General features: G+C 49.3%; 24 protein-coding genes. 7 read left to right on the top strand and 17 right to left on the bottom strand.

Translation table 11 applies throughout. From position 1 onward, the window contains the following. The 8 genes from OH773_RS02190 to zapE form a co-directional block, all read right to left on the bottom strand. Entirely contained in the window at nucleotides 1–1,494 is a 1,494-nt protein-coding gene (locus OH773_RS02190) for an MFS transporter (RefSeq protein ID WP_270142604.1), read from the bottom strand. A gap of 100 nt (nucleotides 1,495–1,594) precedes the next feature. Continuing rightward, complete coding sequence (gene nanA, locus OH773_RS02185; protein ID WP_183270823.1) at nucleotides 1,595–2,494, bottom strand: N-acetylneuraminate lyase; 900 nt, start codon at nucleotides 2,492–2,494, stop codon at nucleotides 1,595–1,597. 181 nt (nucleotides 2,495–2,675) lie between these two features. After that, on the bottom strand, nucleotides 2,676–3,458 hold the full coding sequence (locus OH773_RS02180; protein ID WP_270142602.1) for a transcriptional regulator NanR: 783 nt from the start codon (nucleotides 3,456–3,458) through the stop codon (nucleotides 2,676–2,678). Nucleotides 3,459–3,629: 171 nt separating this feature from the next. Continuing rightward, on the bottom strand, nucleotides 3,630–4,127 hold the full coding sequence (sspB, locus tag OH773_RS02175; RefSeq protein WP_183270825.1) for a ClpXP protease specificity-enhancing factor: 498 nt from the start codon (nucleotides 4,125–4,127) through the stop codon (nucleotides 3,630–3,632). A 3-nt stretch (nucleotides 4,128–4,130) separates the two neighbouring features. Then, nucleotides 4,131–4,772: a stringent starvation protein SspA gene (sspA, locus tag OH773_RS02170; RefSeq protein ID WP_139879730.1), complete on the bottom strand. Its 642-nt coding sequence runs from the start codon at nucleotides 4,770–4,772 to the stop codon at nucleotides 4,131–4,133. Between the two features lie 320 nt (nucleotides 4,773–5,092). Then, nucleotides 5,093–5,485, bottom strand: coding sequence for a 30S ribosomal protein S9 (rpsI, locus tag OH773_RS02165; RefSeq protein ID WP_064543072.1), 393 nt, complete (start codon nucleotides 5,483–5,485; stop codon nucleotides 5,093–5,095). Between the two features lie 14 nt (nucleotides 5,486–5,499). Beyond that, nucleotides 5,500–5,928 (bottom strand): 50S ribosomal protein L13, encoded by a 429-nt coding sequence (gene rplM, locus OH773_RS02160; RefSeq protein WP_183270826.1) that lies wholly within the window; start codon nucleotides 5,926–5,928, stop codon nucleotides 5,500–5,502. Nucleotides 5,929–6,176: 248 nt separating this feature from the next. Continuing rightward, nucleotides 6,177–7,295 carry a cell division protein ZapE gene (gene zapE / locus OH773_RS02155; protein ID WP_270142593.1) on the bottom strand — a complete coding sequence of 373 codons (1,119 nt, stop codon included), beginning with the start codon at nucleotides 7,293–7,295 and terminating at the stop codon, nucleotides 6,177–6,179. A 180-nt stretch (nucleotides 7,296–7,475) separates the two neighbouring features. On the opposite strand from zapE, the gene zapG reads away from it, so the two are divergent. From zapG to degS, 3 genes are all read left to right on the top strand, one after another. Next, entirely contained in the window at nucleotides 7,476–7,877 is a 402-nt protein-coding gene (gene zapG, locus OH773_RS02150) for a Z-ring associated protein ZapG (RefSeq protein WP_064543068.1), read from the top strand. 237 nt (nucleotides 7,878–8,114) lie between these two features. Continuing rightward, nucleotides 8,115–9,485, top strand: coding sequence for a serine endoprotease DegQ (gene degQ / locus OH773_RS02145; RefSeq protein ID WP_183270828.1), 1,371 nt, complete (start codon nucleotides 8,115–8,117; stop codon nucleotides 9,483–9,485). A gap of 86 nt (nucleotides 9,486–9,571) precedes the next feature. Then, on the top strand, nucleotides 9,572–10,639 hold the full coding sequence (gene degS / locus OH773_RS02140) for an outer membrane-stress sensor serine endopeptidase DegS (RefSeq protein ID WP_270142592.1): 1,068 nt from the start codon (nucleotides 9,572–9,574) through the stop codon (nucleotides 10,637–10,639). A 64-nt stretch (nucleotides 10,640–10,703) separates the two neighbouring features. On the opposite strand, the gene mdh is transcribed toward degS, so the two are convergent. Next, a complete protein-coding gene (gene mdh, locus OH773_RS02135) occupies nucleotides 10,704–11,642 on the bottom strand; it encodes a malate dehydrogenase (protein WP_270142591.1) in 939 nt (312 codons plus the stop codon). Between the two features lie 432 nt (nucleotides 11,643–12,074). On the opposite strand from mdh, the gene argR reads away from it, so the two are divergent. From argR to yhcN (OH773_RS02120), 3 genes are all read left to right on the top strand, one after another. After that, nucleotides 12,075–12,545, top strand: coding sequence for a transcriptional regulator ArgR (argR, locus tag OH773_RS02130; protein WP_183270831.1), 471 nt, complete (start codon nucleotides 12,075–12,077; stop codon nucleotides 12,543–12,545). A gap of 385 nt (nucleotides 12,546–12,930) precedes the next feature. After that, nucleotides 12,931–13,194: a peroxide/acid stress response protein YhcN gene (gene yhcN, locus OH773_RS02125; RefSeq protein WP_183270832.1), complete on the top strand. Its 264-nt coding sequence runs from the start codon at nucleotides 12,931–12,933 to the stop codon at nucleotides 13,192–13,194. A gap of 103 nt (nucleotides 13,195–13,297) precedes the next feature. Continuing rightward, the gene (gene yhcN, locus OH773_RS02120; RefSeq protein ID WP_270142590.1) at nucleotides 13,298–13,564 is read left to right on the top strand and encodes a peroxide/acid stress response protein YhcN; all 267 of its coding nucleotides are present in this window, start codon (nucleotides 13,298–13,300) and stop codon (nucleotides 13,562–13,564) included. A gap of 69 nt (nucleotides 13,565–13,633) precedes the next feature. Here the strand turns inward: yhcN (OH773_RS02120) and OH773_RS02115 are convergent, their stop codons facing one another. The 4 genes from OH773_RS02115 to aaeX form a co-directional block, all read right to left on the bottom strand. Continuing rightward, complete coding sequence (locus OH773_RS02115) at nucleotides 13,634–13,906, bottom strand: barstar family protein (protein WP_183270834.1); 273 nt, start codon at nucleotides 13,904–13,906, stop codon at nucleotides 13,634–13,636. A 141-nt stretch (nucleotides 13,907–14,047) separates the two neighbouring features. Continuing rightward, entirely contained in the window at nucleotides 14,048–16,009 is a 1,962-nt protein-coding gene (gene aaeB, locus OH773_RS02110) for a p-hydroxybenzoic acid efflux pump subunit AaeB (protein ID WP_270142589.1), read from the bottom strand. A gap of 12 nt (nucleotides 16,010–16,021) precedes the next feature. After that, nucleotides 16,022–16,933: a p-hydroxybenzoic acid efflux pump subunit AaeA gene (aaeA, locus tag OH773_RS02105; protein ID WP_442865668.1), complete on the bottom strand. Its 912-nt coding sequence runs from the start codon at nucleotides 16,931–16,933 to the stop codon at nucleotides 16,022–16,024. A 28-nt stretch (nucleotides 16,934–16,961) separates the two neighbouring features. Beyond that, nucleotides 16,962–17,165 carry a p-hydroxybenzoic acid efflux pump operon protein AaeX gene (aaeX, locus tag OH773_RS02100; protein ID WP_183270837.1) on the bottom strand — a complete coding sequence of 68 codons (204 nt, stop codon included), beginning with the start codon at nucleotides 17,163–17,165 and terminating at the stop codon, nucleotides 16,962–16,964. 159 nt (nucleotides 17,166–17,324) lie between these two features. Here aaeX and aaeR point away from each other — a divergent pair, with 159 nt between their 5' ends. Next, entirely contained in the window at nucleotides 17,325–18,272 is a 948-nt protein-coding gene (gene aaeR / locus OH773_RS02095; RefSeq protein WP_270142587.1) for an HTH-type transcriptional activator AaeR, read from the top strand. Nucleotides 18,273–18,288: 16 nt separating this feature from the next. Here the strand turns inward: aaeR and tldD are convergent, their stop codons facing one another. The 4 genes from tldD to OH773_RS02075 all read right to left on the bottom strand — a co-directional run bounded on the left by tldD (nucleotide 18,289) and on the right by OH773_RS02075 (nucleotide 25,726). Then, nucleotides 18,289–19,734, bottom strand: coding sequence for a metalloprotease TldD (gene tldD / locus OH773_RS02090; RefSeq protein WP_270142586.1), 1,446 nt, complete (start codon nucleotides 19,732–19,734; stop codon nucleotides 18,289–18,291). Nucleotides 19,735–19,813: 79 nt separating this feature from the next. Then, on the bottom strand, nucleotides 19,814–23,614 hold the full coding sequence (gene yhdP, locus OH773_RS02085; RefSeq protein WP_270142585.1) for an AsmA2 domain-containing protein YhdP: 3,801 nt from the start codon (nucleotides 23,612–23,614) through the stop codon (nucleotides 19,814–19,816). Between the two features lie 59 nt (nucleotides 23,615–23,673). Continuing rightward, nucleotides 23,674–25,143 (bottom strand): ribonuclease G, encoded by a 1,470-nt coding sequence (gene rng / locus OH773_RS02080; RefSeq protein ID WP_270142584.1) that lies wholly within the window; start codon nucleotides 25,141–25,143, stop codon nucleotides 23,674–23,676. After that, entirely contained in the window at nucleotides 25,133–25,726 is a 594-nt protein-coding gene (locus OH773_RS02075) for a Maf family protein (protein WP_270142583.1), read from the bottom strand. The genes rng and OH773_RS02075 overlap by 11 nt, the downstream gene beginning before the upstream one ends. Nucleotides 25,727–25,730 lie beyond the last annotated feature (4 nt).

Here is a 25,730-nt window from a genome sequence, read left to right as displayed (position 1 = left end):
TTATTTCACCATCTTTTGCATTATGTGGCTCTTCGTTACTCCCGTCTGAATTGCGCCGCTAAACGGTTTGCCGTCGATAGCATCATGAGTGCGTAGCGCCTCAGGGTGGATCCAGCGCTGTATGCGAGATGGCATATCCAGACCAATCAGCAGGATAACCACAAAGGTCAGGCTGAACGAAAGCGAGGCCAATGCCGTACCTAAATCAAGACGCTGAGCGATGGTTGCTCCAATCACTGGAGCCAATGCACCACCCAGTGCGCCAACGTTATAGGTGAAGCCCAATCCTGCCGCTCGTTGCTCAGTATCGAAATAACCACCAATCAGTTTTGGCAAAATCCCAGAAATTCCCTGCCCCAACATTTGTTGTAAGAAAAGCAGCAGGCCCAGCACCCAAATGTTACCGCCGCCGATTGCGAAGACGGGAATGATCAACAGTTGTGATGCCAGTAAACTACAGACGTAGGCTTTACGCGTGCCTAACCAATCGCCAAGAAAACCACCCACACAACACCCTACTGCCGCGCCAAATCCGCTAAAGAACAAGACATGCGCCACTGTTGCAGGGTTGTAGGCCAGTTCAGTTTTCAGATAAGTGGGTAACAATGCCTGAATTGGCCAGGAATAGAGGAAAGCAAAGAAAACGACGACCATCAACGTTACGCCTGTCGGCCAGCGTTTACCGCTACTTTGAACCATGAAACTAATGAAAATCGCCGCGCATATTAAACCGAGGACAGCGACAAGCGCCGCATTGCCGAGATTGCCTGCAAAACAGAAGTAAAGAGCTGCCGCGACTACGATCGTCAAACCCATGTTGATGAGGCGATGTTCGCCACGGTACAAAATGTCCACCATGGTTTTGGTTGGTTTTTTATCAGCAAACTGCTCTTTCCAGTCTTCTGCCTCTGGAATATTTTTACGCAACCACAGCGCGAATATGATCGGTAAAATGCCGATGAAAAACAGCGCTCGCCAGCCCCAGGCAGGAACGACAACGCTATACACCTGTGCCGCAATCACCGCGCCCACAGAGAAACCAGAAATCAGAAAACCGCTCGCTTTATTACGCAGATGCCTTGGCCAGCTTTCGATGACATAAGTCGCACTCGAGCCGTACTCACCTGCCATTCCCATACCAATTAGCAATCGTGCAAGAAACATGGTGGTAAAACCAGGCGCGAAACCACACGCCAGCGTACCGAAAGAAAACAGGACGATGCTGGTTATCATGGCGAGTTTACGGCCATAGCGGTCGCCCATTGCACCTAAAACCAGACCACCAAACCAACGTGATATAAACGCTGCAGAGATTAAGCTCGCAGCCTGGATTGTTGTCAGTCCAAATTCACTTTGAATTTCGGTCAGTACTAACGCTATCAGGACAAAATCAAAACCATCCAACAAGTAGCCAATCCAGGCTGCTGAAAATGCTTTCCATTGCGGCTTAGTCAAATGGCGATACCACGGGATCTGTTGGGCAGTGTTGTTCATAAAGCACTCCCGGTACGGGTTCAGCGGAACCCGCCCTTTGGTTAGGTCAGATTAGGTATTCTCAATGCTGGTTTTCAGCATCATGATTCAGGTACATCATTCAGAACGCTGTGCGTTCATTCTGAAGTTGCGCGGCAAGCGCTTTAAGCTCAGGCAGATACTGCTCATCAACCGCTGCAAACGGCTTGCGACAAAGGGGCACAGCAACGACATCCATGTAATGCAGTAAGGTTTTGAGCCCCCGGAAAACACCGACTTTTATGAGCAAATCAATGACCTTGTTGCACTCACTCTGTAGCTGGCTGGCGCGCTGGAAATTGCCTTCCTGCACAGCCTGTTTAATGGCCAGATACCGCCAACCCATTACGTTGTAAGTACTGCCAATGCCGCCATCAGCACCAGCAAGCAAACCAGATGCGAATATTTCATCGTAACCGTTGTAGAGCACCAGATCCGGATGAGCACGACGGATCTGCTCCATCTGGTAAAGATCGCCAGAGGTTTGTTTCAATGCACCAACACCAGGCAAGTTGATCAATGTATCAATCTGCTCAAGTGAGAGCTTAACGCCGCTCAGTGCCGGAATGTTGTATACCACCATCGGCAAACCGCCTGACGAATCAATCACCGCGCGATAGTGATCGCAATGTTCGTCAAAGCTAAATGGGTAGTAAAAAGGGGTCACTGCGGAGACTGCATCAAATCCGTAGCGATGTGCGGCATTTGCCAGTGTTTGGCTTTCATGGGTGCTGATGCCACCCACGTGAGCAATTAAAGTCACTTTGCCTTTGGCTTCTTCAGCAACGATTTCCAACACCTGCTCACGTTCCTGAGTGCTCTGCAAGAAGGCTTCCCCAGTCGAGCCTCCAACATAAAGGCCATCAACACCCTGTTCAATATTAAAACGAACCAGGCGGCGTAAGCTGTTGGTATCCACCTGCTGTTGCTGGTTGAAAGGTGTAAGCAGTGCTGGCATCACACCCCGAAGTTTCTGTGTCATAAACGCCTCATTGTTGTCTGGTTTCTAAAAATAACGATATACCTTTATACCTGTTATACCAGATCAAAAAGTAAACATTGCATCTCAAAGGCGTCAGGATGCGATCTTGTTCATATGAAATTATGATGGTTGTTCAGGCGTTACTTAGAAAGTCGTGCGTTAGATCTCAGATTAACGCAGGTTACTTTTTAGATGAGCGTTTGCGCGGTGTCGGGTAATAGGATGCAAACACACTTTTCAGGTGAGCCTTTAGTGCCGCGTCAGCAGCATCGGGATCGCGTGCTTTAATCGCGTTGAAAATTTCAATATGCTGCTGATAACTAACGGTATTATGTGCGTGAAGTGTATCTTGAGATACCGCAGGGCGTGCGGCAATGAGCCAGTCCAGCAATGCGACATGCACTGCCATGAAAATCGGGTTATCAGGTATTTCCGCCAGTTCCCGATGGAATTCGATATCGGATCGAATGAACAGATCGTTATCATCAAGAGCCTGGTTATTCATCTCCAGCGCCTGCCCTAAACGCGCGATTTGCTCGTCTGTAGCAAACTCTGCGGCATAACGAACCAGACTGGATTCAAAGAACATGCGCAGCTGTTCAAAGTGAGCAATGCCGCCAGGGCGGGAGAGGAAATCCTTCGCCACACCAGAAAGCTCGCCAATAATCGTGTCTGCGGAAGGGCGTGAAACACGGGCACGTTCGCCGTTACTGATTTGCACCAGCCCTTTACGTTTAAGCGCTGCAAGCGCTTCACGTACCGAAGGACGACCGACATTGAAAAAAGCCATCAGCTCGCGTTCCGAAGGCAATTGCTCGCCTTCAGCAAACTCGCGCCGGCGAATCATCTGCTCAAGCTCTTCTTCCACCATTTCCGAGAGTTTTTTACGCGCAAGCGGGCGACGGCGCATCGTATGCCCGATAGTGTCAGTCATCTCAGGAGGCTGCTCGTCAAATGTGCTCATCGCGTCAGAATCTGGCCATTAAATGGAAGGAAGATCGCAAATAGTATTGTCGAATCATAACACAGCAAATCTTGGCATACGTAAAGATGCCACCCATGCGTTTATTTAAGCAAGAAAAAGCCAGTCATTAGACTGGCTTCGATTTGCATTTTAATTGCATGAATTCACGAACTACTTCACTACACGTAGGGCTGGGCGGCCACCACGAGGAGGAGGATCATCATCCGGGTTGTTATCGTCTTCGTCGTGATCAGGGCGATCACCATCGATCACCTGCATCACCATTTCTGAATCAGATGGCAACTGCTCAATATCGTTATGACTTTCGCCTTCTTCGTCATAACTAGCTTCAGGCTCGAACATGGTGCCTGCACCATTTTCACGGGCGTAGATAGCCAGAACCGCGGCCATAGGAACAAATACCTGACGCGGCACACCACCGAAACGTGCATTAAAGCGCACTTCGTTGTTAGCCAGTTCCAGGTTTCCTACTGCACGCGGTGCAATATTCAGGACAATTTGCCCATCACGTGCATATTCCATCGGGACATGTACGCCAGGCAATGTCACATCCACCACCAGATGCGGAGTCAGCTGGTTATCCAGTAGCCATTCGTAGAAAGCACGAAGAAGATACGGACGACGTGGTGACAATTGTGACATATCCATTAATTAGCCCCGAGTCTGCAGACGCATTTCGCGCTCAGGTTCGGTGAGAGAAGCGAGGAATGAATCACGTTCAAATACGCGAGTCATGTAGCCTTTCATCTCTTTAGAACCTGCGCCTGCCAGTTCAATGCCCATTTGCGGCAAACGCCACAGCAACGGTGCCAGGTAGCAATCTACCAGACTGAACTCATCACTCAGGAAGAAAGGTTTCTGAGTAAATACAGGTGCGATAGCCAGCAATTCTTCACGTAATTGCTTGCGAGCAGCATCAGCTTCTTGAGCAGAACCGTTCATCACGATGTGCATCAGTGAGTACCAGTCTTTCTGGATACGATGCATGTACAGGCGACTTTCACCACGAGCAACCGGGTAAACCGGCATTAATGGTGGATGCGGGAAACGCTCATCAAGATATTCCATGATGATGCGGGATTCCCACAGAGTAAGTTCGCGGTCAACCAGGGTCGGTACGCTGTGATTTGGGTTGAGGTCAATCAGATCCTGAGGCAGGTTATCCGTTTCCACATGCTCAATTTCAACGCTAACACCTTTTTCAGCCAGTACGATACGTACCTGATGGCTATAGATGTCAGTAGGACCGGAAAACAGCGTCATCACCGAACGTTTGTTGGCAGCGACAGCCATGAAAACCTCCAAGTTTATTCAGAATAATTACTGCTAATAGCCGCAAGCGGCAACTAACCTGACCGTTTGATACCCCTACGCCGGAAAACCATCAGCCACCAGAAAACGAGGCGAAAACAAACTGATGCCGACCTTAGGGCAGAAAATTGGTTGATAGTTTACCAGATTTTACGGGTTTTGTGGGGGGCGGATCTAGAATTTGACTGAAAAGTGATTGCTATCATTATGTTAGCAACACTAAATATAATTTTCAGGCATAAAAAAACCCGGTACAAGACCGGGCTTTTCGCAAATTGTATTCTGCATAATGCAGATGACAATTAACGCTTGGAGAACTGAGGACGACGACGTGCTTTACGCAGACCGACTTTCTTACGTTCAACTTCACGAGCATCACGAGTAACGAAGCCAGCTTTACGCAGTTCGCCACGCAGGGACTCGTCGTACTCCATCAGAGCGCGGGTGATACCGTGACGGATCGCACCAGCCTGACCAGAAGTACCACCACCTTTAACAGTGATGTACAGATCGAATTTCTCAACCATATCAACCAGTTCCAACGGCTGACGAACTACCATGCGGGCAGTTTCACGACCGAAGTACTGTTCCAGAGAACGTTGGTTGATAACGATTTTGCCGCTGCCCGGTTTGATAAACACGCGAGCTGCGGAACTTTTGCGGCGACCAGTGCCGTAGTATTGATTTTCAGCCATTGCCATAATCCCGATTAAATGTCCAGAACTTGCGGTTGCTGTGCCGCGTGGTTGTGCTCGGTGCCCGCGTAAACTTTCAGTTTACGGAACATAGCACGGCCCAGCGGGCCCTTTGGCAGCATGCCTTTAACCGCGATTTCAATCACACGCTCAGGACGGCGGGCAATCATCTCTTCAAAGGTCGCTTGTTTGATACCACCGATGTGGCCGGTGTGATGGTAATAGATCTTGTCAGAACGCTTGTTGCCGGTTACAGCAACTTTTTCTGCGTTCAGAACGATGATGTAATCACCAGTATCAACGTGCGGAGTGTATTCCGCTTTGTGCTTACCGCGCAGACGGCGAGCCAATTCAGTAGCCAGGCGACCTAAGGTCTTACCGTCAGCGTCAACAACGAACCAGTCGCGCTGTACGGTTTCTGGTTTAGCTGTAAAAGTTTTCATTAAAAGCTTACCCAATATATAGTTACACGTAGGTGTTCACCCAAACGTTTAAAATCAGTTCAAGGTTCACACGACAAAGTCCGGCAAACCTACCCCTTCGAATAGCCAATGCCAGCACGACCAAGTTTTGGGAAAAAAACTATGGTTGTAACGTGGGGTCGCAAGATTATAGGGAAGTCGCCCCTAAAGGTCGAACCTTTTTGTAGTTTTTGTCACACTTTGTGGTCACTCTGCATTCAAACTGTGGTTCACGGCATATGCGGCAATCGCAAATACTCTTCACTTTGCATTTCCTGCAGACGCGACAAGCAGCGCTGAAACTCAAAGCGTAATCTTTCACCCTGATAAATCTCAAACAGGGGAACATGCGCTGAAACGACTAGCTTGACGTGACGTTCGTAAAACTCATCCACCAATGCAATGAATCGCCGCGCTTCATTTTCGTTACGTGTGTTCATTACCGGTACGTTAAACAGCATCACCGTATGAAATAGGCGCGACAACGCAATGTAGTCGTGTTGGCTACGGGCATCGACACATAAGGTGGTAAAATCTACCGCCAGCGTTTGATTGGCCAGACCAAGAGTCGCTAAAGGACGATGGTTGATTTCCAGCACCGGTTCCCCTTTGCGTACCGTGCCAGCCAGTGCGGTATAGAGTTTATCCATCTGCTGAGCAGTTTGGTCATTAAGCGGAGACAACCACAGGTGAGCCTGAGTCAGCGTTCTCAGGCGGTAATCAATGCCTGCGTCGACATTCATGACTTCGCAATGGTGTTTTATCGCATCAATGGCAGGCAAAAAACGCGCGCGCTGTAAGCCATTACGATATAGCTCATCAGGTGGAATATTCGAGGTGGCGACAAGGGTAATTCCCCGCGCGAACAGGGCTTGCATCAGCGATCCAAGCAACATCGCATCGGTGATATCTGAAACAAAAAACTCATCAAAACAGAGAATATCTGTCTCCGCTTTAAACTTATCGGCAATCAATTCCAGAGGATCGGTTTGCCCTTGAAGTTGACCTAATTCTTCATGAACCCGCAGCATGAAACGGTGAAAGTGCAGTCGCAACTTACGCTCGCCAGGCAGACTCTGAAAAAACATGTCCATTAACCAGGTTTTCCCGCGCCCCACTCCGCCCCACATATACAGCCCGCGAACCGGGTCCTGAGCCATCGAGGCGCTACGTTTACCAAACAGTTTGCCAAAAAAACCACTGCTTACGGCTACTGCCGGTGTTTGGCTGTTTAACGCCAGCCAGATTGCATCCAGCCGGGCTACAGCCTCACGCTGAACATCATCAGGTTGATAGCTGCCCTCATCCAGGGCGTGTTGGTAGAGCGATGCAGGAGAGAGATTTTGCATGGTATTATGGTATTCCCTTAAAAATCGGATTGCCGTTTACTTAGTACTCAAAAAAGGACGGTTGTCGAAAAAAAGGCCGTTCTACCCTAAGCGATGCTGCGTCAGGATTCCACTTCTCTTAGGTTAACGGTTATAGTGGCTACATTACCCTACGGAAACACAAGACAACGGGAGAAGTTCATGACCTGGGAATATGCGCTAATTGGGTTAGTTGTTGGCATCATCGTTGGTGCAGTTGCTATGCGTTTTGGCAACCGCAAGCTGCGTCAGCAGCAGGCCATGCAGTACGAAATTGAGAAAAACAAAGCAGAACTTGAAGAGTATCGTGAAGAGTTAGTCAGTCATTTTGCCCGTAGCGCAGAGTTGCTGGATAATATGGCTCATGATTATCGCCAGCTTTATCAACATATGGCGAAAAGCTCTAGCAGCCTGTTGCCAGAAATGTCAGCCGAAGCGAACCCGTTCCGTAACCGCCTTGCTGAATCAGAAGCAAGTAACGATCAGGCACCGGTTCAAATGCCGCGTGACTACTCTGAGGGTGCATCCGGTTTGCTGCGTACTGAGCGTGCAAAACGCGATTAATCACAAATGTAGAATTTTTTTCAGGGGTACTGCTTCCGTGCCCCTAATCTCTCTCCAGCACAGCTATCATTTACTAGTAACTCTTCACTCTATAACAACATTGTTACCCGACAGATATTTCAATAACATCGAAATGTCATCCGCTATAGATTTCAGGTTGCAGCCAACGCCCCTGCGGCTTGAAAGATAATGGGTAAGCCGGGTTTTCCCTTTCCAGGTCACGAGAGCAAGCCATCAATGAAAAAACAAACACTGTTGTTGAGTGCCTTAGCGCTAAGTGTCGGACTAACGTTCGGTGTTGCATCGCAGGTGAATGCGTCGCTGCCTGCGCAAATCCCGGGTCAGCCGGCGTTGCCAAGTCTTGCGCCAATGCTGGAAAAAGTATTACCCGCAGTGGTCAGTGTTCAGGTTGAAGGAACGGCCGCAGCCCCAACCCAGAAAGTCCCTGAAGAATTTAAAAAATTTTTTGGCGATGACATGCCTCCTTCAGAAGCTCAACCGTTTGAAGGTCTGGGTTCCGGGGTCATCATTAACGCTGAGAAAGGCTACGTACTGACCAATAATCACGTCATTAATCACGCCGAAAAAATCAGCGTGCAGCTAAATGATGGGCGCGAGTTTGATGCCAAATTGATTGGCGGCGATGATCAAAGTGATATTGCGCTGATTCAAATCCAGAATGCGACCGGGCTGACACAAATCGCGGTGGCGGATTCCGACAAATTACGAGTAGGTGATTTTGCGGTTGCCGTAGGGAATCCATTCGGTCTGGGGCAAACGGCGACTTCCGGTATTGTTTCAGCTCTGGGCCGTAGCGGTCTAAACCTCGAAGGGCTGGAAAACTTTATCCAGACAGACGCCTCCATTAACCGTGGTAACTCTGGCGGCGCATTACTGAATCTTAATGGCGAGCTCATCGGTATTAACACCGCAATCCTCGCGCCGAGCGGCGGCAGCGTCGGTATCGGTTTTGCTATCCCGAGTAATATGGCGCAAACGCTGGCGAAACAATTGATGGAGTTTGGCGAGATTAAGCGCGGTTTGCTTGGCATTAAAGGTACTGAGATGAGTGCTGATATTGCCAAAGCATTTAATCTGACCACTCAGCGCGGTGCGTTCGTCAGTGAAGTATTACCTCAATCAGGTTCGGCTAAAGCAGGTGTCAAAGCCGGTGATGTGATTACCAGTCTGAACGGTAAAACCATCGGAAGTTTTGCGGAGCTTCGCGCAAAAATCGCCACAACGGAACCTGGAACAGTGGTGAAACTTGGCTTGCTGCGTGATGGGAAGCCGTTAGAAGTCAGCGTGACACTTGATAAAAGTACCGCGTCCTCGGCCAATGCGGAACTGATCATGCCAGCGTTGCAAGGTGCAACATTGAGCGACGGTCAGTTAAAAGATGGCACCAAAGGCATCAAGCTGGAAAGTGTTGATAAAGGCACTCCTGCCGCACAAGCCGGGTTACACAAAGATGATTTCATCGTTGGTGTAAACCGCGAGCAAGTCACAAGCATTGCCGAGATGCGTAAGGTGCTGGAAAGCAAACCAGACGTTATTGCGCTACATGTCGTGCGTGGTGAAGAAAGTATATATCTGTTAGTACGCTAATCTGTTCAGTAATCGGACATCGCGGTACGATGTCCGATTAACTCATGCTATCCTGCACCCGGTTTATTATTGACTAACTCAAATACATGTTTCTGAAGATATTACGCTCGGTGGTGCTTGGCCTGATTGTGGCAGGATTGTTGTTGGCAGTAATGCCTACGCTTCGCCAGAAAATCATCCCCTTAGCGCCCTCGACCTTTGACAGTGCCGATGAAACTCCGCTGAGCTATAACTCGGCGGTGCGACGTGCTGCACCTGCTGTGGTGAATGTTTATAACCGTAGTGTCGGCAGTAATACCCATAACCAGCTAGAAATTAAAACTCTCGGTTCCGGCGTCATCATGGATGAACGCGGCTACATTATTACCAATAAGCACGTCATTAATGATGCTGAGCAAATTATCGTTGCGCTGCAGGATGGTCGTGTTTTTGAAGCGTTGCTCGTGGGGTCTGATAGCCTGACCGATTTGGCCGTGCTGAAAATTAATGCCACCAGCCTCCCGGTTATTCCTATCAACAATAAACGTGTACCGCATATTGGCGATGTCGTGATGGCGATAGGTAACCCGTATAACCTGGGGCAGACGATTACTCAGGGGATCATCAGTGCCACGGGTCGTATCGGCTTGAGCCCGTCTGGCCGTCAGTCTTTCCTGCAAACGGATGCCTCAATCAACCACGGGAACTCAGGCGGTGCATTGGTTAACTCCCTGGGCGAGCTCATGGGTATCAACACCCTTTCGTTTGATAAAAGTAACGATGGTGAAACACCTGAAGGCATCGGCTTCGCGATCCCCACTCAACTCTCTACCAAAATCATGGATAAGCTTATCCGTGATGGTCGCGTAATTCGTGGCTACATTGGGATTGGTGGACGTGAGATAACGCCATTACATGGCCCGGCGACCGGAATTGACCAAATTCAGGGGATCATTGTCAACGAAGTGACGCCTGACGGCCCGGCGGCAAAAGCAGGTCTGGTGGTTAATGACGTGATTATCTCGGTGAACCACAAACCTGCAATATCTGCTCTGGGTACCATGGATCAGGTCGCAGAGATTCGTCCAGGTTCTGTCATTCCAGTAGAAGTCATGCGTGATGATAAGAAACTCACGCTGCAAGTGACAATTCAGGAATATCCCGCCACAAACTGATAAAGCTCAGGCGAAAAAAAACCGGAATATCAATTCCGGTTTTTTTATCTCTTGGACTCAGGGTTTACTTGTTAACAAACTCTTCGCCAAGGGTAATATCTTTCTTCAGGGTATCCAGCATCCCTTCCAACGCCTGGTGCTCAAAAGCACTCAGTTTGCCGTAGGATTTGTGCTCTGCGATACCGTTTTTGCCCAGCAGCAATGGCTGAGAGAAGAAACGAGCGTGCTCGCCGTTGCCTTCAACGTACGCGCATTCAACAACATTGCTTTCGCCTTGCAGTGCGCGAACCAATGACAAACCAAAGCGTGCAGCAGCCTGGCCCATTGACAGGGTTGCAGACCCGCCACCAGCTTTAGCTTCTACAACTTCAGTACCCGCATTCTGGATACGCTTAGTCAGGTCAGCAACTTCTTGTTCGGTAAAGCTCACACCTGGGATCTGAGACAACAGTGGCAGAATAGTCACACCGGAGTGGCCGCCAATCACAGGAACTTCGATATCAGTTGGCAGTTTGCCTTTCAGTTCCGCAACAAAGGTGTTGGAGCGGATGATATCCAGCGTAGTCACGCCAAACAGTTTGTTTTTGTCGTATACGCCTGCTTTTTTCAGCACTTCGGCCGCGATAGCAACGGTGGTATTCACTGGGTTAGTGATGATACCAATACAGGCTTTCGGGCAAGTTTGAGCAATCTGTTGAACCAGATTTTTCACGATTCCCGCGTTGACGTTAAACAGGTCTGAACGATCCATGCCTGGTTTACGTGCTACACCAGCAGAGATCAGCACCACATCCGCACCAACCAGTGCTGGTGTTGCATCTTCACCGCAGAAACCTTTGATTTTCACATCTGTAGGGATATGACTCAGATCGACTGCAACACCAGGGGTTACCGGTGCAATATCATACAGGGAGAGTTCTGAACCTGAAGGCAGTTGGGTCTTGAGTAGAAGGGCAAGCGCCTGGCCAATACCACCTGCTGCGCCGAGGACTGCAACTTTCATCCTAAACTCCTTATTATGTTAGCAAATAGGTGCCGTAACTCCATGCGGTGGCGACCATAATCCAGAGAAGGGGTAATTACAATCTTCCCGCTTTAGGTTTGCGACGTTGAGCATCCCTGAAACGTTACTGCTGCATTTACTCACTGGGTGGAAACGACGCCTTAGCGCCCGGTCACAACCTGATGTTGTCACATCAACGGCGGTTACATTACCCCTCCCTTAGCAGCAAAACAACATCATTTTGATAACATTTAGTTTACTTACCAACTTATTTTCGAGTCGTGACGAAGGCATGTTTCTCGATAACAAAATTTGATAATATTCGCCCCTTTCATAACATTATTTCAGGCTTTCACCCAGCCAATCATTTGCATAAAAATTCATTTAAATGCATAATAATGTTATCTTCGTTGACCTGAATATGGGTGACATATGCGTATTTCCTCAAAACAAGAAGAATTAGTCAAAGCGTTCAAAGCATTATTGAAAGAAGAGAAATTCAGTTCTCAAGGCGAGATTGTTCATGCCTTGCAAAACGACGGCTTCGAAAACATCAACCAATCTAAAGTCTCTCGTATGCTGACCAAGTTTGGCGCGGTGCGTACACGCAATGCCAAAATGGAGATGGTGTACTGCTTGCCAGCTGAGCTTGGCGTGCCAACGACATCCAGCCCACTGAAGAATCTGGTTCTGGATATTGATTACAACGATGCTGTGGTTGTTATCCACACAAGCCCTGGTGCGGCACAGTTAATTGCACGCTTGCTGGATTCTTTAGGTAAAGCTGAAGGTATTTTGGGCACTATTGCTGGGGATGACACCATCTTTACCACCCCTGCTAAAGACTTCACTGTAAAAGAGTTGTATGAAGCAATTCTGGTGCTGTTCGAGCAAGAGCTGTAAGCGTTACTACCGCGTTCCCGTTGTTATTCAGCGGCGGGAACAATATCTTAGACCAGTTACTCCCTCTGCCCTCACGCTTCCGTAAATCCCATTCAAAATGCACTGCACGCCTATAAAACTCCATTTCATCAGCCGGTTACGTTAAGTAGCGCACAAAAAGCCAAAGTTCAACATCTTGTTGTTTTTACTTATGTTTAACAAAAAAACAGCAATAAAAGATTCATTTTAATAACTTTACGTAATATCAGAAGCCTCTATTATTGTAAAGTTTCATAGATAATAATTAGCGTGGTATTAATTTTGTTAGTTATTAGTGTATACTTGATTTTGTGATGAGGGTCACGAAATGAAGACCCCAATAAAAGAATACGACGAGGTAAAGATTATGAACATGAAATCAACTTTAGTTACCGCAAGCCTACTTTCGATGCTGTCATTTGGCGCTTTTGCTGCAACATCAATTAATGCCGACCAGGCGCAAAACCGTCAGGCGATGGGTACCATTTCTGTAAGCCAGGTAGGCAGTGCGCCAATGGATATGCGCCAAATGTTGAATGAAAAAGCTGAACAGAAAGGTGCTTCTTCTTACCGCATCATTGAAGCCCGCACTGGCGACCAATGGCATGCAACAGCTGAGCTGTACAAGTAACAGCCTGGCTGCAAGAAGCAATATCTAAAACGATGACCCCAAGAACAATAAATGCAGTTAAGCCCTTCCGGTCGTTGATATAAACAATTCAGGAGTAAAGATTATGAAAACCAAACTTACACTCGCAGCACTGAGCCTTTTTTCCGTTATCTCTTTCGGCGCTAACGCAGCCGCACATCAGATAGACAGTGAACAAGCGCAGAATCTGCAATCTATGGGCACCATTTCCGTAAGCCAGGTAGGTAGTGCACCAATGGATATGCGTCAGGAATTATCACAGAAAGCGACTAAAGAAGGTGCCTCAGCTTATCGTATTATCGAGGCGCGTTCTGGCGATACATGGCATGCCACCGCTGAACTGTATAAATAAACCCTCGTCGTCAAAAAGGACGACTTTGCCCCCGTTCGCGGGGGCTTTTTTATGCCTGTAAATCGGGGATTATCCACGCACGTTAAAACGCAATTGCCCTTCCAGTTCCTCTTCTGCTTCATCAAAAAGCAAAATCAAAGCCCCATAACGCCGTCTTTGCATTTCTGGCAAATGAACAAATTCAATCTCCGCCGGGAGCGGTAAAATCCCCCCGACAACCACATCCCATAAACTGTCGAGATCGTGAACCTGTTTTTTCTCAAGCCTAAATTCCTGGATAAAGTGACGATAGAACTCCGGTTGATCTTCTATCTGACTAAAATCAAAGGTGTATTTTTTCATAACTTGCCACCTTAACCAGATAACCGGTGTTAAAGAATTCGCTATCCTGAAGTGCCAGATTTGCCATAATTTTCTTCCGCTAAAAATTGCGCATCTCATAAGTATAGATACAAAAAAGCCGACGCAAGGCGTCGGCTCGGGTCAGGCATCTATCAGCGCGTGCTGGTATTTATGCAGCACATGCGCCAGTCGTTTCACCGGTTCGGTGACTTGTAACGGCGCCTCCCAGACCCGCAACTTCTCCTGGTAAATATCTAACTCATCCAATAACTGCTTAAAGTAACGCCGTTTTTTATCATCGCTTGATGCCGACGTAAGCTTATCTGCTGTGTTTCTCAACTGGCGATGGAATGCGGAAAGATCGTCGTTCACGGGTATCGGTGCATCACGCAATCGCTGGTGAGCAATAATCAAAGTCAGCGCCAGGCGGTAGCGATCGATATCTCCCGGAAACGTATTCAGCAGTAAGAAAAGCTGCTGATAAAGAGCGGGTAGATGATTCTCTTTGCGTCGCGCTTTATTGGTTGTCAGTGCGGAGACTGCTGCGGAAACAAACTGGTTCAGCAGTGTGCGGCCCGTGCGCTCTTTGGAGTTATCCCGGATAAGTAGGATAACCATCATCGCCAGGAAACAGCCCACTATTTGTCCCAATGCACTGTCCAAAAACGTACTGAAATGAAACGTCATCGGGTTATCCAACACAATGACGTTGATAGTTCCGGCAAGGGCCCCCATCGAACCAAGACGTCGCTTCTGTACTTCAATTCCCATAAAGAAGCCCAGCAACGCAAGACTAATGCACAGTAACAACATGCTTTGCTGAGTCGAAGGTAGGATCACTAAAAAGTAGAAAGCCCCTAATGGGAGTGCGACTAACATGCCGTATAAAAAGTCGAGGGAGACCATGCGTGGATTGGGTAAACGCATCGCCAGCGACGTGACAACGGCAATCATGACCATCGCGCCACTGCCGGATGTCCATCCCGTCCATAACCAAAACAAGCAACCGAGCATGCAGGAAACCGTCGTCCGCCAGAAGTTAATCATCGCGTGATGCCCTTCCGCTGACTGCACTTTGATAACGACTTCCTGAGTTAAAACATCTTCTTCCACCGAGCTGATACGGGTGTTGCTGATGACTCCGCGTTTGAGCAACAGGTAGCGGCTAATCGCGCCAACCCAGCTGCTTATCGTGGCTGGCGTATTTTTATCACCCGTATAAGAAATAGCTCTGCGGATCACTTTCACTTGTTTGTGAACGTCAGCCGCGGTTTCTACAGGCAACTCAAACAACATGCGGAACTCTGCGGTCATGTATTCCGGACGTGTGTTTTGAATCAGGAATGTTTCACAAGCCTGAGTGATGAGCGTCAGGGACAGGGTGTTGAGCGCTTTGAGGCGGCGGTTAGCACGATCCCAGCGTGAAGACTCTATTTTGAGATTCCCGCGCATCCCTTCCAGTGCGGTAGTACGGCGCACCAGGCCACTCCAGGCTTTATCGACTTCCTCTTTATCACCATGCGCAATACACAGCTGCATCAGCCGATAGTGATCCACCAGCAGGTTATCCAGTTCGCGGTCAATTTCTTGCTTAATGGAGCGAGGGGAAAAAATTAAGTCGGCAAGAATCGCGCAAACAATACCAATCACAATCTCACTGCAGCGTTCAACGGAAAATTGAGGAGTGACAAGCGGATTGGCCTGAATGGTGATAACAATGATTAACGCGGTGTAGCCAGAAAGCCCCCAGGCATAGGAGTTTTCAACCTTAACCAGTGAAGAAATCCAGGTGCAAAAACCAGCCCAAATACAGCACACCAGTAACATCACGACAGGTGCACGAATCAGCGTCGTGATAATGAACAGCGCGGCAATACAACCGATAAAAGTCCCGATGATACGCAGCATCCCGCGATAACGAATCGCGCCGGAATAGGGCTCTCCGCCCGCTGCAAACGCCGGGCCGGCGGCTACCAGTGCCGCTGTCAGTACGGCCCAACGCGGGGTTTCCAGTTGAAAATGGAAGCCCACAAACACCGCCAACACGATGGCGAAAGCCAGTTTGAAGGCAAAGCGCAAATGTAATCGCGAGATAAAATACATATCGACCTACGCTTAGCCGAACTCACGCAAGCGATGCATGAATTTGATGAATACCGAGTCATGGTTAACATCCCGGTCTTTATCGCCGGTGACAACAACCGTGGCCGTAGTCCCTGCGGGGAAGATATTTGCCTGTTGCTCGTCCAGACGAATACGTACCGGCACACGCTGCGCCAGACGTACCCACTCCAGATTGGAATCAACCGTCGCCATACCTTTGGTATCTCTGGTACTGCTGGCATTGGTTACGCCGGCAGAAATACTGTCTACCGTCCCACGCAGTACGCGGTTACTACCTAGCGGTGTGATTTGTACCCGGTAACCAGGGCGAATACCATCAAGCTTGGTTTCTTCCATGTAGGCGAGAATGTAAAAAGAACCGCGTTTTACCAGCGCAACGGCTGTGGAGCCTCGGGTAATAAATTCGCCCGTATAAACATTCAGGTTGGTTACCCAACCTTCTGCGGGTGCACGAATAATGGTACGTTGCAGGTCTAACTGAGCTAAATCTCGTGTCGCTTCAGCCTTAGATAACTGATGCATAACGGTCTGCAACACATTGTTGGACTGTTCAATTTCTTCGCGAGACATGGCCTGCGTCCCCAACGAATTGCGACGCCCAGCTTCACGACGTTTCTCTCCAGCTAACGCCCGGTAATAAGAAACGTCAGCCTCAGCCTGCTCCAGCGCTTTCTGATAACGCGGCTGGTCGATGGTGAATAAAACCTGATCTTTCTTCACCAGTTGATTGTCATGGACCTTCACATCGGTAATTAAACCGGAGACATCTGGCGCAATCGCGACAACATCCGCGGTAAAACGTGCATCACGCGTCCAGGGGGATTGGGTATAAAATACCCAGGCACGGAAGATAGCGATGAAAGCCAGCAGAACCAGAATCAGCGTGATGGCAGTGCGGATCATTTTTGTTGTAAGTGCTTTCACATCAACCTCAAACAAACAGGCGCGAGATCAGATAAAACAGGCAGCAATAAAGTGCTGTATTAAATAATGCCGGGTGCCAGACAAAATCATAAATCCCCGTCGGAATCAGCAGACGGCGAACTACCCAGAACAGCGCCAGCGAAAGAATTAGCTCGAAGAAAATCGGCGGAAAAGAAAGACCGAATATCACGATAACGGGAAATAAACTCATGTTAACCTTGCAGAAAATACAGAAGGCACAAGCCGTGACACAACAAGGAACGCTGTGCTAACAAGTATTACGGATTGTGTTAGTAATAATATATTAACGTAATTGTTAGCGAGTTATCTATAATCTGTGATCTAAATCACTTTTAAGTCAGAGTTAACAATGGAAAGACTTAAGCGCATGTGGGTTTTTGCCAAAGTTGTCGAACTTGGCTCATTTACCGCCACGGCCAGGCAGCTGGAAATGAGCGTATCGTCCATTAGCCAAACCGTTTCCAAGCTCGAAGACGAGTTGCAAGTTAAGCTTTTAAACCGCAGCACGCGCAGCATTGGGCTAACTGAAGCCGGTAAAATCTACTACCTTGGCTGCCGCAAAATGTTACATGAAGCGCAAGAGGTGCATGAGCAACTCTACGCATTCAACAACACCCCAATCGGGACGCTGCGTATCGGCAGTTCTTCAACTATGGCACAAAATGTCCTCGCGTCCATGACCGCCGATATGCTCAAAGAGTATCCTGAGTTAACGGTAAACCTGGTGACCGGTATTCCCGCACCTGATTTGATCGCTGACGGTCTTGATGTCGTGATTCGTGTGGGCGCTTTGCAGGATTCCAGCCTGTTCTCGACACGGCTCGGTTCGATGCCAATGGTCATTTGCGCCGCTAAAAGTTATCTGCAACAAAATGGCACCCCAGAAAAACCCGCCGATCTTGCCAGCCACTCGTGGCTTGAATACAGCATTCGTCCACATAATGAATTCGAGTTGATCGCACCCGAAGGGCTCACTACGCGAATGATCCCGCAGGGGCGGTTTGTCACTAATGATCCCATGACGTTAAGCCGCTGGTTAAAAGTAGGGGCTGGGATCGCTTATGTCCCATTGATGTGGGTGATCGATGAGATCAATGACGGAACGCTTGAGATCTTACTACCGAGTTATCAGTCCGATCCGCGTCCGGTATACGCGCTGTATACAGAAAAAGATAAGCTGCCGCTGAAAGTACAAGTTTGTATTAACTATCTGACTGAATATTTCGTGAAGGTTTCGCACCTGTATCAAGGGGTGCGAGATAAGAAAGGGCGTGCGAGTGAAGACAGCCGGGATTAACCCGGCTGTTATTGTTTTATGCTGTGCCGCCTACTGTCAGGTTGTCGACTTTGAGCGTTGGCTGGCCGACACCAACAGGCAAGCTTTGCCCTTCTTTACCACAGACACCAACACCGTTATCCAACGCCAGGTCGTTACCCACCATCGAAATCTGCTGCATGGTTTCAATACCGGAGCCAATCAGCGTAGCGCCTTTCACCGGTGTGGTCACTTTGCCATTCTCGATGAGATACGCTTCAGAAGTTGAGAACACAAACTTGCCGGAGGTGATATCCACCTGCCCGCCGCCAAAGTTAGGCGCGTAGATCCCATACTCAACCGATTCGATAATCTCTTGCGGGGTTGATTTACCCGCCAGCATATAGGTGTTGGTCATACGCGGCATTGGCAGGTGCGCGTAAGATTCACGACGGCCATTACCGGTTGGGGCAACCCCCATCAAGCGAGCATTGAGTTTGTCCTGCATGTAGCCTTTCAGCACGCCGTTTTCGATCAACACATTGTATTGGCCCGGAACACCTTCGTCGTCAATCGCAACAGAGCCACGGCGGTTCGCCATGGTGCCATCATCAACAACAGTACAAAGTTCAGAGGCAACCAACTGACCCATTTGGCCGCTGAATACGGATGTGCCACGGCGGTTAAAGTCACCTTCCAGACCGTGCCCCACCGCTTCATGCAATAGCACGCCAGGCCAACCTGCGCCCAGAACCACCGGGAACATACCGGCAGGTGCCGCGACCGCAGAAAGCGTGACAAGCGCCATACGCACAGCCTCTTTCGCCCATGCATCAGCGCGGACTTCACCCTCAACGGTTTCAAGGAAGTAGTCATAACCAAAACGACCACCGCCGCCGCTTGAGCCGCGTTCACGTTTGCCGTTTTCTTCTACCTGAACACTGACAGACAGGCGCACCAGCGGTCGAACGTCAGCCGCCAGCGTACCGTCGGTTGCAGCAACCAGAATCAATTCATAAACGCCCGTCAGGCTAGCAGTCACTTCCTGTACGCGAGCATCTGTTGCGCGGGCAACGCTATCGACACGTTTCAGGATGTCGAGTTTCTCTTCACGCGTCATGCTTTGCAGCGGATCGGCACTGGTATAGAGCGCGCTATGTTGCACGGCACCTAATGTTTGTACGCGGCCATTTCCTTTTTCTTGCACGATGCTGCGTGCGGCATGAGCACTTTGTTCCAGTGCCAACAAGCTGACCTGGTCGGCATAAGCAAAACCGGTTTTCTCGCCACTGATCGCGCGCACACCGACACCCTGATCGATGTTGTAAGAACCATCTTTAATGATGCGGTCTTCCAGCACCCAGGATTCGTGATAACTGGACTGGAAATAGAGATCCCCGTAGTCGAGTCGACGCTCGGACAATTGTCCCAAAATGGAAAACAGATCTTGATGGGTTAAGCCATTCGCAGACAGCAACTGCTCACTTACCAGGTTCAGACTCATCGTTTCGCTACTCTTATTTGTCTATCAATTGGAGATATCTATTATATTGAGCTTGCGGCAATTAACTGCTCACGTCAAATCACTTAGCTTCCTTGAGCCTTGGCTGGCGAAGCACTTCATTGATTTGCGGTTTATCGACCGATCCGGTGATGTGATAGCGCAGCAACGAGATTTTGCTCCACAACGGCCCTAATACTTTACTGGCGGCAAACACCGCGGCGCCGATTATCGGGTTAACCACGAATGCTGTTGCCACGCCGACAGTGGCAGAAATTTCTGGTGCTATAACCGCTTCAACGTCGAGTTGACGTCGAACCAAATCGACCGAACCTTTCATGCCAATATCAGCTTCGAGCCCGTCCACCAGCGTATCCTCGCTATACAGTACACCGTCTTTAATCCAGGCCGTGCTACGGATGGAGTCAAAGTAGAAACCTTCACCAAAAGTATCGCTGAAGTCAAAGCGCAGTTTACGCATCAACGCATCGACACTAACCAATCGTAGCAACTGTCCGGCGTGACCGGTGCCCAGATCGGCAATTTTTCCTTTGCCCAATTTGGTGTGAAGGATCCCGTTTAATGAGGCAATATGCGGCTGCCACGGTTTGTCGCGCCAGTGTAAATCATAGTCCGCATCAAACGATGAACCTTGAATTGGCGTCTTGATACCAAAGAAGTTGGTCGCCGCATCAAGTTTGGATCCGTGCAATTTGCCTTTTAAAGACGTGCGCTCTTCTGCCGGACTGTTCACCCACTGGCCACTGGCAGTCAACCTTGCAAACCCGGAATCGATTAAACCGTTTTCAAGTTCAAGCGTGTTCCCTTTAATGGCGAAATCACCGTCAATACGGCCATATTTTTGCCCCCAAAGCCAACATTCGGAACAGCGCAGCTGCAAATCAGGCCAGTCTCGGAAATCAATCGAGTTATTATCTGCCAATGGCGAAGCACCGGTCGATTTCGCGGTGCTATTCCCCCAGTCAGGGTTGAAATAGAGATACTTAATGGCTGCACGCCACGGCGCATTGTTTAGTATCGTCAACGAGCCATTCACCTCGCGCCCCTGGGCTTCAACGCGCGTGCCATTCGGAATAGCATGGGAAACCAAACTCAGGTTGTTCCATTGCTGACCAGCGAACGTCAGCGAAGGCGTGCGCAATGTGATGTTGGCGGGGAATGAAGCCGAGTTACCCACGCTTTCTACGGCCCCATGGCTAAACAGGGCTAACCATTGCGCACCATCCATCGCCGGAAGATCCAGCTCTAAGCCTGAGTTATCAGGCAATGGTGGAACAGTTTGGCTATTGGTCGCCCAAATCGCCCGATCAAGGGTGAGTTTTTTATTCAGCAACCAACGACTGGAAAAATGATTTTTCGCACCGGCGTTACCCGTCAGATCGAAACTATTAAGATTACCTTTCACCGCGACATTCAACGGCAGCGATTGCCCCGCTGATTTATCGACTGGAGCAGGTAAGTGACTGCTTACATTTTTCAAGTCGGCAGCGACTTTGATCTGATAATTAGCCTCTCCGTGATATGGGAGAGAAATCGCCACATCACCTTTCCAGGGAACACTACCACTCAACTCTTTGCTGATTGGCTCAGGCACAATTCCCATTTTTGTCGGCTGCCAGTCACCCAATAAGTTGACCCCAATCTGGTAGGCTTTCTCACCAATTTTAGTATTGAAATCAATGCCTATGGGTTGATTGAACCAGGTAGCTTTTAGGGGATCGCTTTTCAGTTCGCCATTCACAAAGCTGAATTTACCGCTCAGATTAGACAACTCGCTCGAGAGTGGCTTTATCAGCAATGTATTGTTGTTGAGCTGAACGTCACCCGAGGCGGTCGTCATTTTGCCATTCAGCGGGATATCCAAATGTAAGCGAGCATTCACATCGCCTCCAATCTGGAGTTCATCAAGTGCTGCTGACAGAGAATCTTTGAGCGGCGTGTCTTTGAAGTAGGGGCCAACCGCACTACCAGGACCCGTGATGTCAGAATCAACCAACAGTTTTTGTTTCGCGTAATCCGGGATATTCGCCGTCAGTTTACGTCCGGTCACGCCGCCAAGTTTCACTGCATCCGATTTCATCCACAAACCGTTATTGATGAAATCCAGAGTGATATTCAGATTTTCAAGCGCAGGCCAGTCAGGCTGGAAAGCAAATTTAGCCTTGTACAACGGGACGTAAACCTGGAACTGCCCTTCGTTGTGCACATAAGGGAATAGATGAGGATTCCCCCCGTAAACCAGGGTTGCGTTATCCGACTCGCCACCTTGAATCGCGCTGCTGAGATAATCAACCAGCTCTTTTCCCATCAGGTTTTCAGGGAAGTAACGCCAGGCATCAGCCCCATTATGGGTACTGATTCCGGCCAGGATCCCCAGCCAGGGTTCATCGCCTGTCGGCTGGTAGTAGCGGAAATCACCCGCAGCCCACACAGAACGTGCTTTTACATCCAGGTGTTTGCCATCAAGCTGGAAACCTGCGGCATTTTTCTGCCATTCAAGGGTTGCGACTGCCCGTTCAACTTCCAACGGGGCACGGAATACGCCCACGTAAGGCATTTTGGCATTAAGAACTTGAGCATTAAGCTGCCCGTGCCCGACTCCGCCCGTAACCGATCCAGAGAAGTGTTCAACACCGGGTAACATTTTCCATTGTTTCCAGCTCACATCTTTCCAGCGCCCTTGCATACGGGTGTTTTCGGTCTGCTGAAGAGGAATATCCACTGCCAGAACATCAATATGCCCTCGCGGTTGCAGCGTGTTCCAAATCTCACCAAAATCAGGCGAAATTTTTTCTGCAATCGGCGACAAACCCGTGAAGCTTTCCAGTTCCATATTGGTTGCGCGCACGCGGAGCTCGTCACTGCGCACGCTCTCTTTGCCCCCAACAGTTTGTGGGGCAATCCACGCGAGCGATAACGAGCCTTTAGGCCAGGTTTTGCCATCAAGAGTGATATTGGTTGAAGGAATGGCAAGATCCCAGCCTGCGCCAGAACGATTAACTCGCGCCATTAAATTATCAACCGACAGCTGATGGTCGGTATTTTTCCCAGCCCAGCTTGCACCGCCTTGCTTCAACCAGACGTTGCCACCCGAAATATCGCCAGCTTTGATATCCATCCAGGCTTCGAGGGTGAACTCAGCAGTCTGTAAATCGATATTGTCTTTCATCCAGCGGCCAAGCCAGGGTTTCACGTCAACGTTTTCAGCCTGCAACCAGACTTTGCCAATGTTCAATAAACCATTTTCGTCGCGCAGATCCATTCTGACTTTCGCCAGGCCATGCTGGCCGGTAAAGCTCGACAAACTGACCAGCCCTTCGGCGCGGTGACGGTTTTTGGTATTAAGCCAGGTCAATTGCGGAATGGTGAGTTCGGCGCGCTGGCCGGAGATAGTCAGGAAACTAAGGGAGCTATCGCGCAGATCGAAGTGATCGAACTGGCGTAAAAAGAGATCGCTGATTTTACCCGGCTCGAGCTTTCTATCCCCTTTATTTCGGCTTAGCGGGGTGTTGGTTCGCACCTGTAATTGATAAAAAGTGAGGTCGCGGAACTGCCAGCGGGCGTGCAAAATGCTCTGCCAGAGATCAAGCGCCAGCGTGACACGCTTGACCTTCAACTCGCCGCCATCTTTCAAGCCAGCTTTGATATCACGGACATCAAGCGTTGGGCCAAAATTTTCCCAGTTTGCCTGGATCTGGCTGGCATCGACTGGCGCGCCCGTCATGGCTTCAATTTTTTCGAGCAGCGCTGGACGCCAGGCATCGAGATGCGGCAAAACCAGCCGCAAACCACTCACCAGCAGTGCGACGATAACGATCAACGTTGCGCCAGTGAGTAGCAGAATGCCGGGCAGTCGCCTCACGAAAATCTCCTTGTTTGCCGCCGGAGCGGAACTCAAATCGGCACTATCTGTGCAGTGAGTTACATCATAACGACGTCGAATTGCTCTTGATTATAGAGCGGCTCGATCTGAACTTTGACTTGTTTACCGACGAAAATTTCCACTTCGGCCAATGAATGGGACTCTTCGCTTTTTAGCGCTTCCCCCACGGCCGGTGAAGCGTAAACCAGGAAGCGATCGGAATCGTAGGCATGATGCACGCGCACAATTTCACGCATAATTTCATAGCACACGGTTTCCACCGTTTTCACGGTACCGCGACCATGACATGTTGGACAATCGTTGCAAAGTACATGTTCAACGCTTTCACGCGTACGTTTGCGCGTCATCTCAACCAGACCGAGCTGCGAAAAACCGTTAATGCTGGTTTTCACGCGATCTTTACTCAATGCCTGTTCGAGGGAATGCAGCACACGTCGGCGATGGTCTTCATTACTCATGTCGATGAAATCGATAATGATAATGCCGCCCAGATTACGCAAACGTAACTGGCGAGCGATCGCCTGCGTCGCTTCAATGTTCGTATTGAAAATAGTGTCATCAAGATTGCGGTGGCCAACGAAAGCCCCGGTGTTGATATCCACAGTTGTCATCGCTTCAGTTTGGTCGATAACCAGGTAACCACCTGATTTCAGATCAACTTTTCGCTCCAGCGCGCGTTGGATTTCGTTCTCAACGTCAAACAGATCAAAAATAGGCTGGCGGCCGCTGTAGTGTTCGATTTTGCTGTGCATTTCCGGCATGTATTCTGCGGTAAACTCCAGCAGCATGTCGTATGTAAGACGGGAGTCGACACGAATACGATCAAGAGCGGCATCGGCAAAATCACGCAGCACGCGTTGCGCCAGTGCCAGTTCACCGTAAAGTTGGCAACGGGTTTTATTACGTTTTTTTCGCTCGCTAACTTTGGTCCAGACACGTTTGAGGTAAGCTGCATCTGAAGCTAAATCGTCTTCGCATACGCCTTCGGCTGCGGTGCGAATAATAAATCCGCCTTGCTCATCGCAATAAGCATTAACCACACGTTTCAGGCGTTCACGCTCGGCTTCACTTTCAATGCGCTGGGAAACGCCTACGTGAGAAGCACCAGGCATAAAGACCAAATAACGCGATGGCAGCGTGATATCGGTAGTCAAACGAGCGCCTTTGGTCCCCAGCGGATCTTTTACCACCTGAACCATTAAGTCCTGGCCCTGGCGTACCAGCTCGGAAATATCTCGTACGGTGAAGTTTTTCTGCTCTTCGCCCGCCACACATTCGGTATGTGGCATGATGTCAGAAGCGTGAAGAAACGCTGCCTTATCAAGGCCAATATCTACAAATGCCGCCTGCATCCCCGGAAGCACCCGGCTTACACGACCTTTGTAGATATTCCCTACGATCCCGCGACGTGCTTCGCGTTCAATATGAATCTCTTGCAGTATTCCACCGTCAATGTAAGCCACCCGAGTTTCCGATGGGGTCACGTTGACTAACAATTCAGCCGTCATGTTTTCCTCGTCCATCACGCAATGCGTGAAAATTACTCAGCAATTCATAGGTTTCAACTAGCGGTAGACCGACTACAGCATGGTAGCTGCCATTAATCTTCCTGACAAAACAACCACCAAGCCCTTGAATACCGTATGCACCTGCTTTATCCATGGGTTCACCGCTGGCAACGTAACCAGCGATATCCTGTTCTGATAATGCACGAAAAGTCACTTCAGTCGTCACAAGGCAATCCAGCAATGATTCACGATCCGCCAGCGCAACGGCCGTCATGACCTGGTGCTGGTTACCGGATAGCATCCGTAGCATCGCTGCAGCATGCTGTTCGTCTTTAGGTTTTTCCAACACATTGCCATTGTAGATAACAATAGTATCTGCACCCAATACCGGTAAGTCCTGCGCAGCCAAAGCAACGCCGGCACGCGCTTTATCACGCGCCAAACGCACCACGTACTGTTGAGCACTTTCGTGGTTAAGACGCTGTTCTTCCACATCAGTAATGATGCGTTCAAACGACACACCCAACTGAGTCAGCAATTCCTGACGACGTGGAGAACCCGATGCCAGATACAAAGATGTCATGTTC

Source organism: Buttiauxella sp. WJP83 (assembly GCF_027594725.1).
Classification (GTDB): Bacteria; Pseudomonadota; Gammaproteobacteria; order Enterobacterales; family Enterobacteriaceae; genus Buttiauxella; species Buttiauxella selenatireducens.
Note: the sequence above shows the minus strand (reverse complement) of the source record. Positions and strands in the feature narration are given on the sequence as shown.

Excerpts from the sequence above, each read along its gene's own strand:
- OH773_RS02190 (WP_270142604.1), bottom strand. The coding sequence starts at position 1,494 with ATGAACAACACTGCCCAACAGATCCCGTGGTATCGCCATTTGACTAAG.
- nanA (WP_183270823.1), bottom strand. The coding sequence starts at position 2,494 with ATGACACAGAAACTTCGGGGTGTGATGCCAGCACTGCTTACACCTTTC.
- OH773_RS02180 (WP_270142602.1), bottom strand. The coding sequence starts at position 3,458 with ATGAGCACATTTGACGAGCAGCCTCCTGAGATGACTGACACTATCGGG.
- sspB (WP_183270825.1), bottom strand. The coding sequence starts at position 4,127 with ATGGATATGTCACAATTGTCACCACGTCGTCCGTATCTTCTTCGTGCT.
- sspA (WP_139879730.1), bottom strand. The coding sequence starts at position 4,772 with ATGGCTGTCGCTGCCAACAAACGTTCGGTGATGACGCTGTTTTCCGGT.
- rpsI (WP_064543072.1), bottom strand. The coding sequence starts at position 5,485 with ATGGCTGAAAATCAATACTACGGCACTGGTCGCCGCAAAAGTTCCGCA.
- rplM (WP_183270826.1), bottom strand. The coding sequence starts at position 5,928 with ATGAAAACTTTTACAGCTAAACCAGAAACCGTACAGCGCGACTGGTTC.
- zapE (WP_270142593.1), bottom strand. The coding sequence starts at position 7,295 with ATGCAAAATCTCTCTCCTGCATCGCTCTACCAACACGCCCTGGATGAG.
- zapG (WP_064543068.1), top strand. The coding sequence starts at position 7,476 with ATGACCTGGGAATATGCGCTAATTGGGTTAGTTGTTGGCATCATCGTT.
- degQ (WP_183270828.1), top strand. The coding sequence starts at position 8,115 with ATGAAAAAACAAACACTGTTGTTGAGTGCCTTAGCGCTAAGTGTCGGA.
- degS (WP_270142592.1), top strand. The coding sequence starts at position 9,572 with ATGTTTCTGAAGATATTACGCTCGGTGGTGCTTGGCCTGATTGTGGCA.
- mdh (WP_270142591.1), bottom strand. The coding sequence starts at position 11,642 with ATGAAAGTTGCAGTCCTCGGCGCAGCAGGTGGTATTGGCCAGGCGCTT.
- argR (WP_183270831.1), top strand. The coding sequence starts at position 12,075 with ATGCGTATTTCCTCAAAACAAGAAGAATTAGTCAAAGCGTTCAAAGCA.
- yhcN (WP_183270832.1), top strand. The coding sequence starts at position 12,931 with ATGAACATGAAATCAACTTTAGTTACCGCAAGCCTACTTTCGATGCTG.
- yhcN (WP_270142590.1), top strand. The coding sequence starts at position 13,298 with ATGAAAACCAAACTTACACTCGCAGCACTGAGCCTTTTTTCCGTTATC.
- OH773_RS02115 (WP_183270834.1), bottom strand. The coding sequence starts at position 13,906 with ATGAAAAAATACACCTTTGATTTTAGTCAGATAGAAGATCAACCGGAG.
- aaeB (WP_270142589.1), bottom strand. The coding sequence starts at position 16,009 with ATGTATTTTATCTCGCGATTACATTTGCGCTTTGCCTTCAAACTGGCT.
- aaeA (WP_442865668.1), bottom strand. The coding sequence starts at position 16,933 with ATGATCCGCACTGCCATCACGCTGATTCTGGTTCTGCTGGCTTTCATC.
- aaeX (WP_183270837.1), bottom strand. The coding sequence starts at position 17,165 with ATGAGTTTATTTCCCGTTATCGTGATATTCGGTCTTTCTTTTCCGCCG.
- aaeR (WP_270142587.1), top strand. The coding sequence starts at position 17,325 with ATGGAAAGACTTAAGCGCATGTGGGTTTTTGCCAAAGTTGTCGAACTT.
- tldD (WP_270142586.1), bottom strand. The coding sequence starts at position 19,734 with ATGAGTCTGAACCTGGTAAGTGAGCAGTTGCTGTCTGCGAATGGCTTA.
- rng (WP_270142584.1), bottom strand. The coding sequence starts at position 25,143 with ATGACGGCTGAATTGTTAGTCAACGTGACCCCATCGGAAACTCGGGTG.
- OH773_RS02075 (WP_270142583.1), bottom strand. The coding sequence starts at position 25,726 with ATGACATCTTTGTATCTGGCATCGGGTTCTCCACGTCGTCAGGAATTG.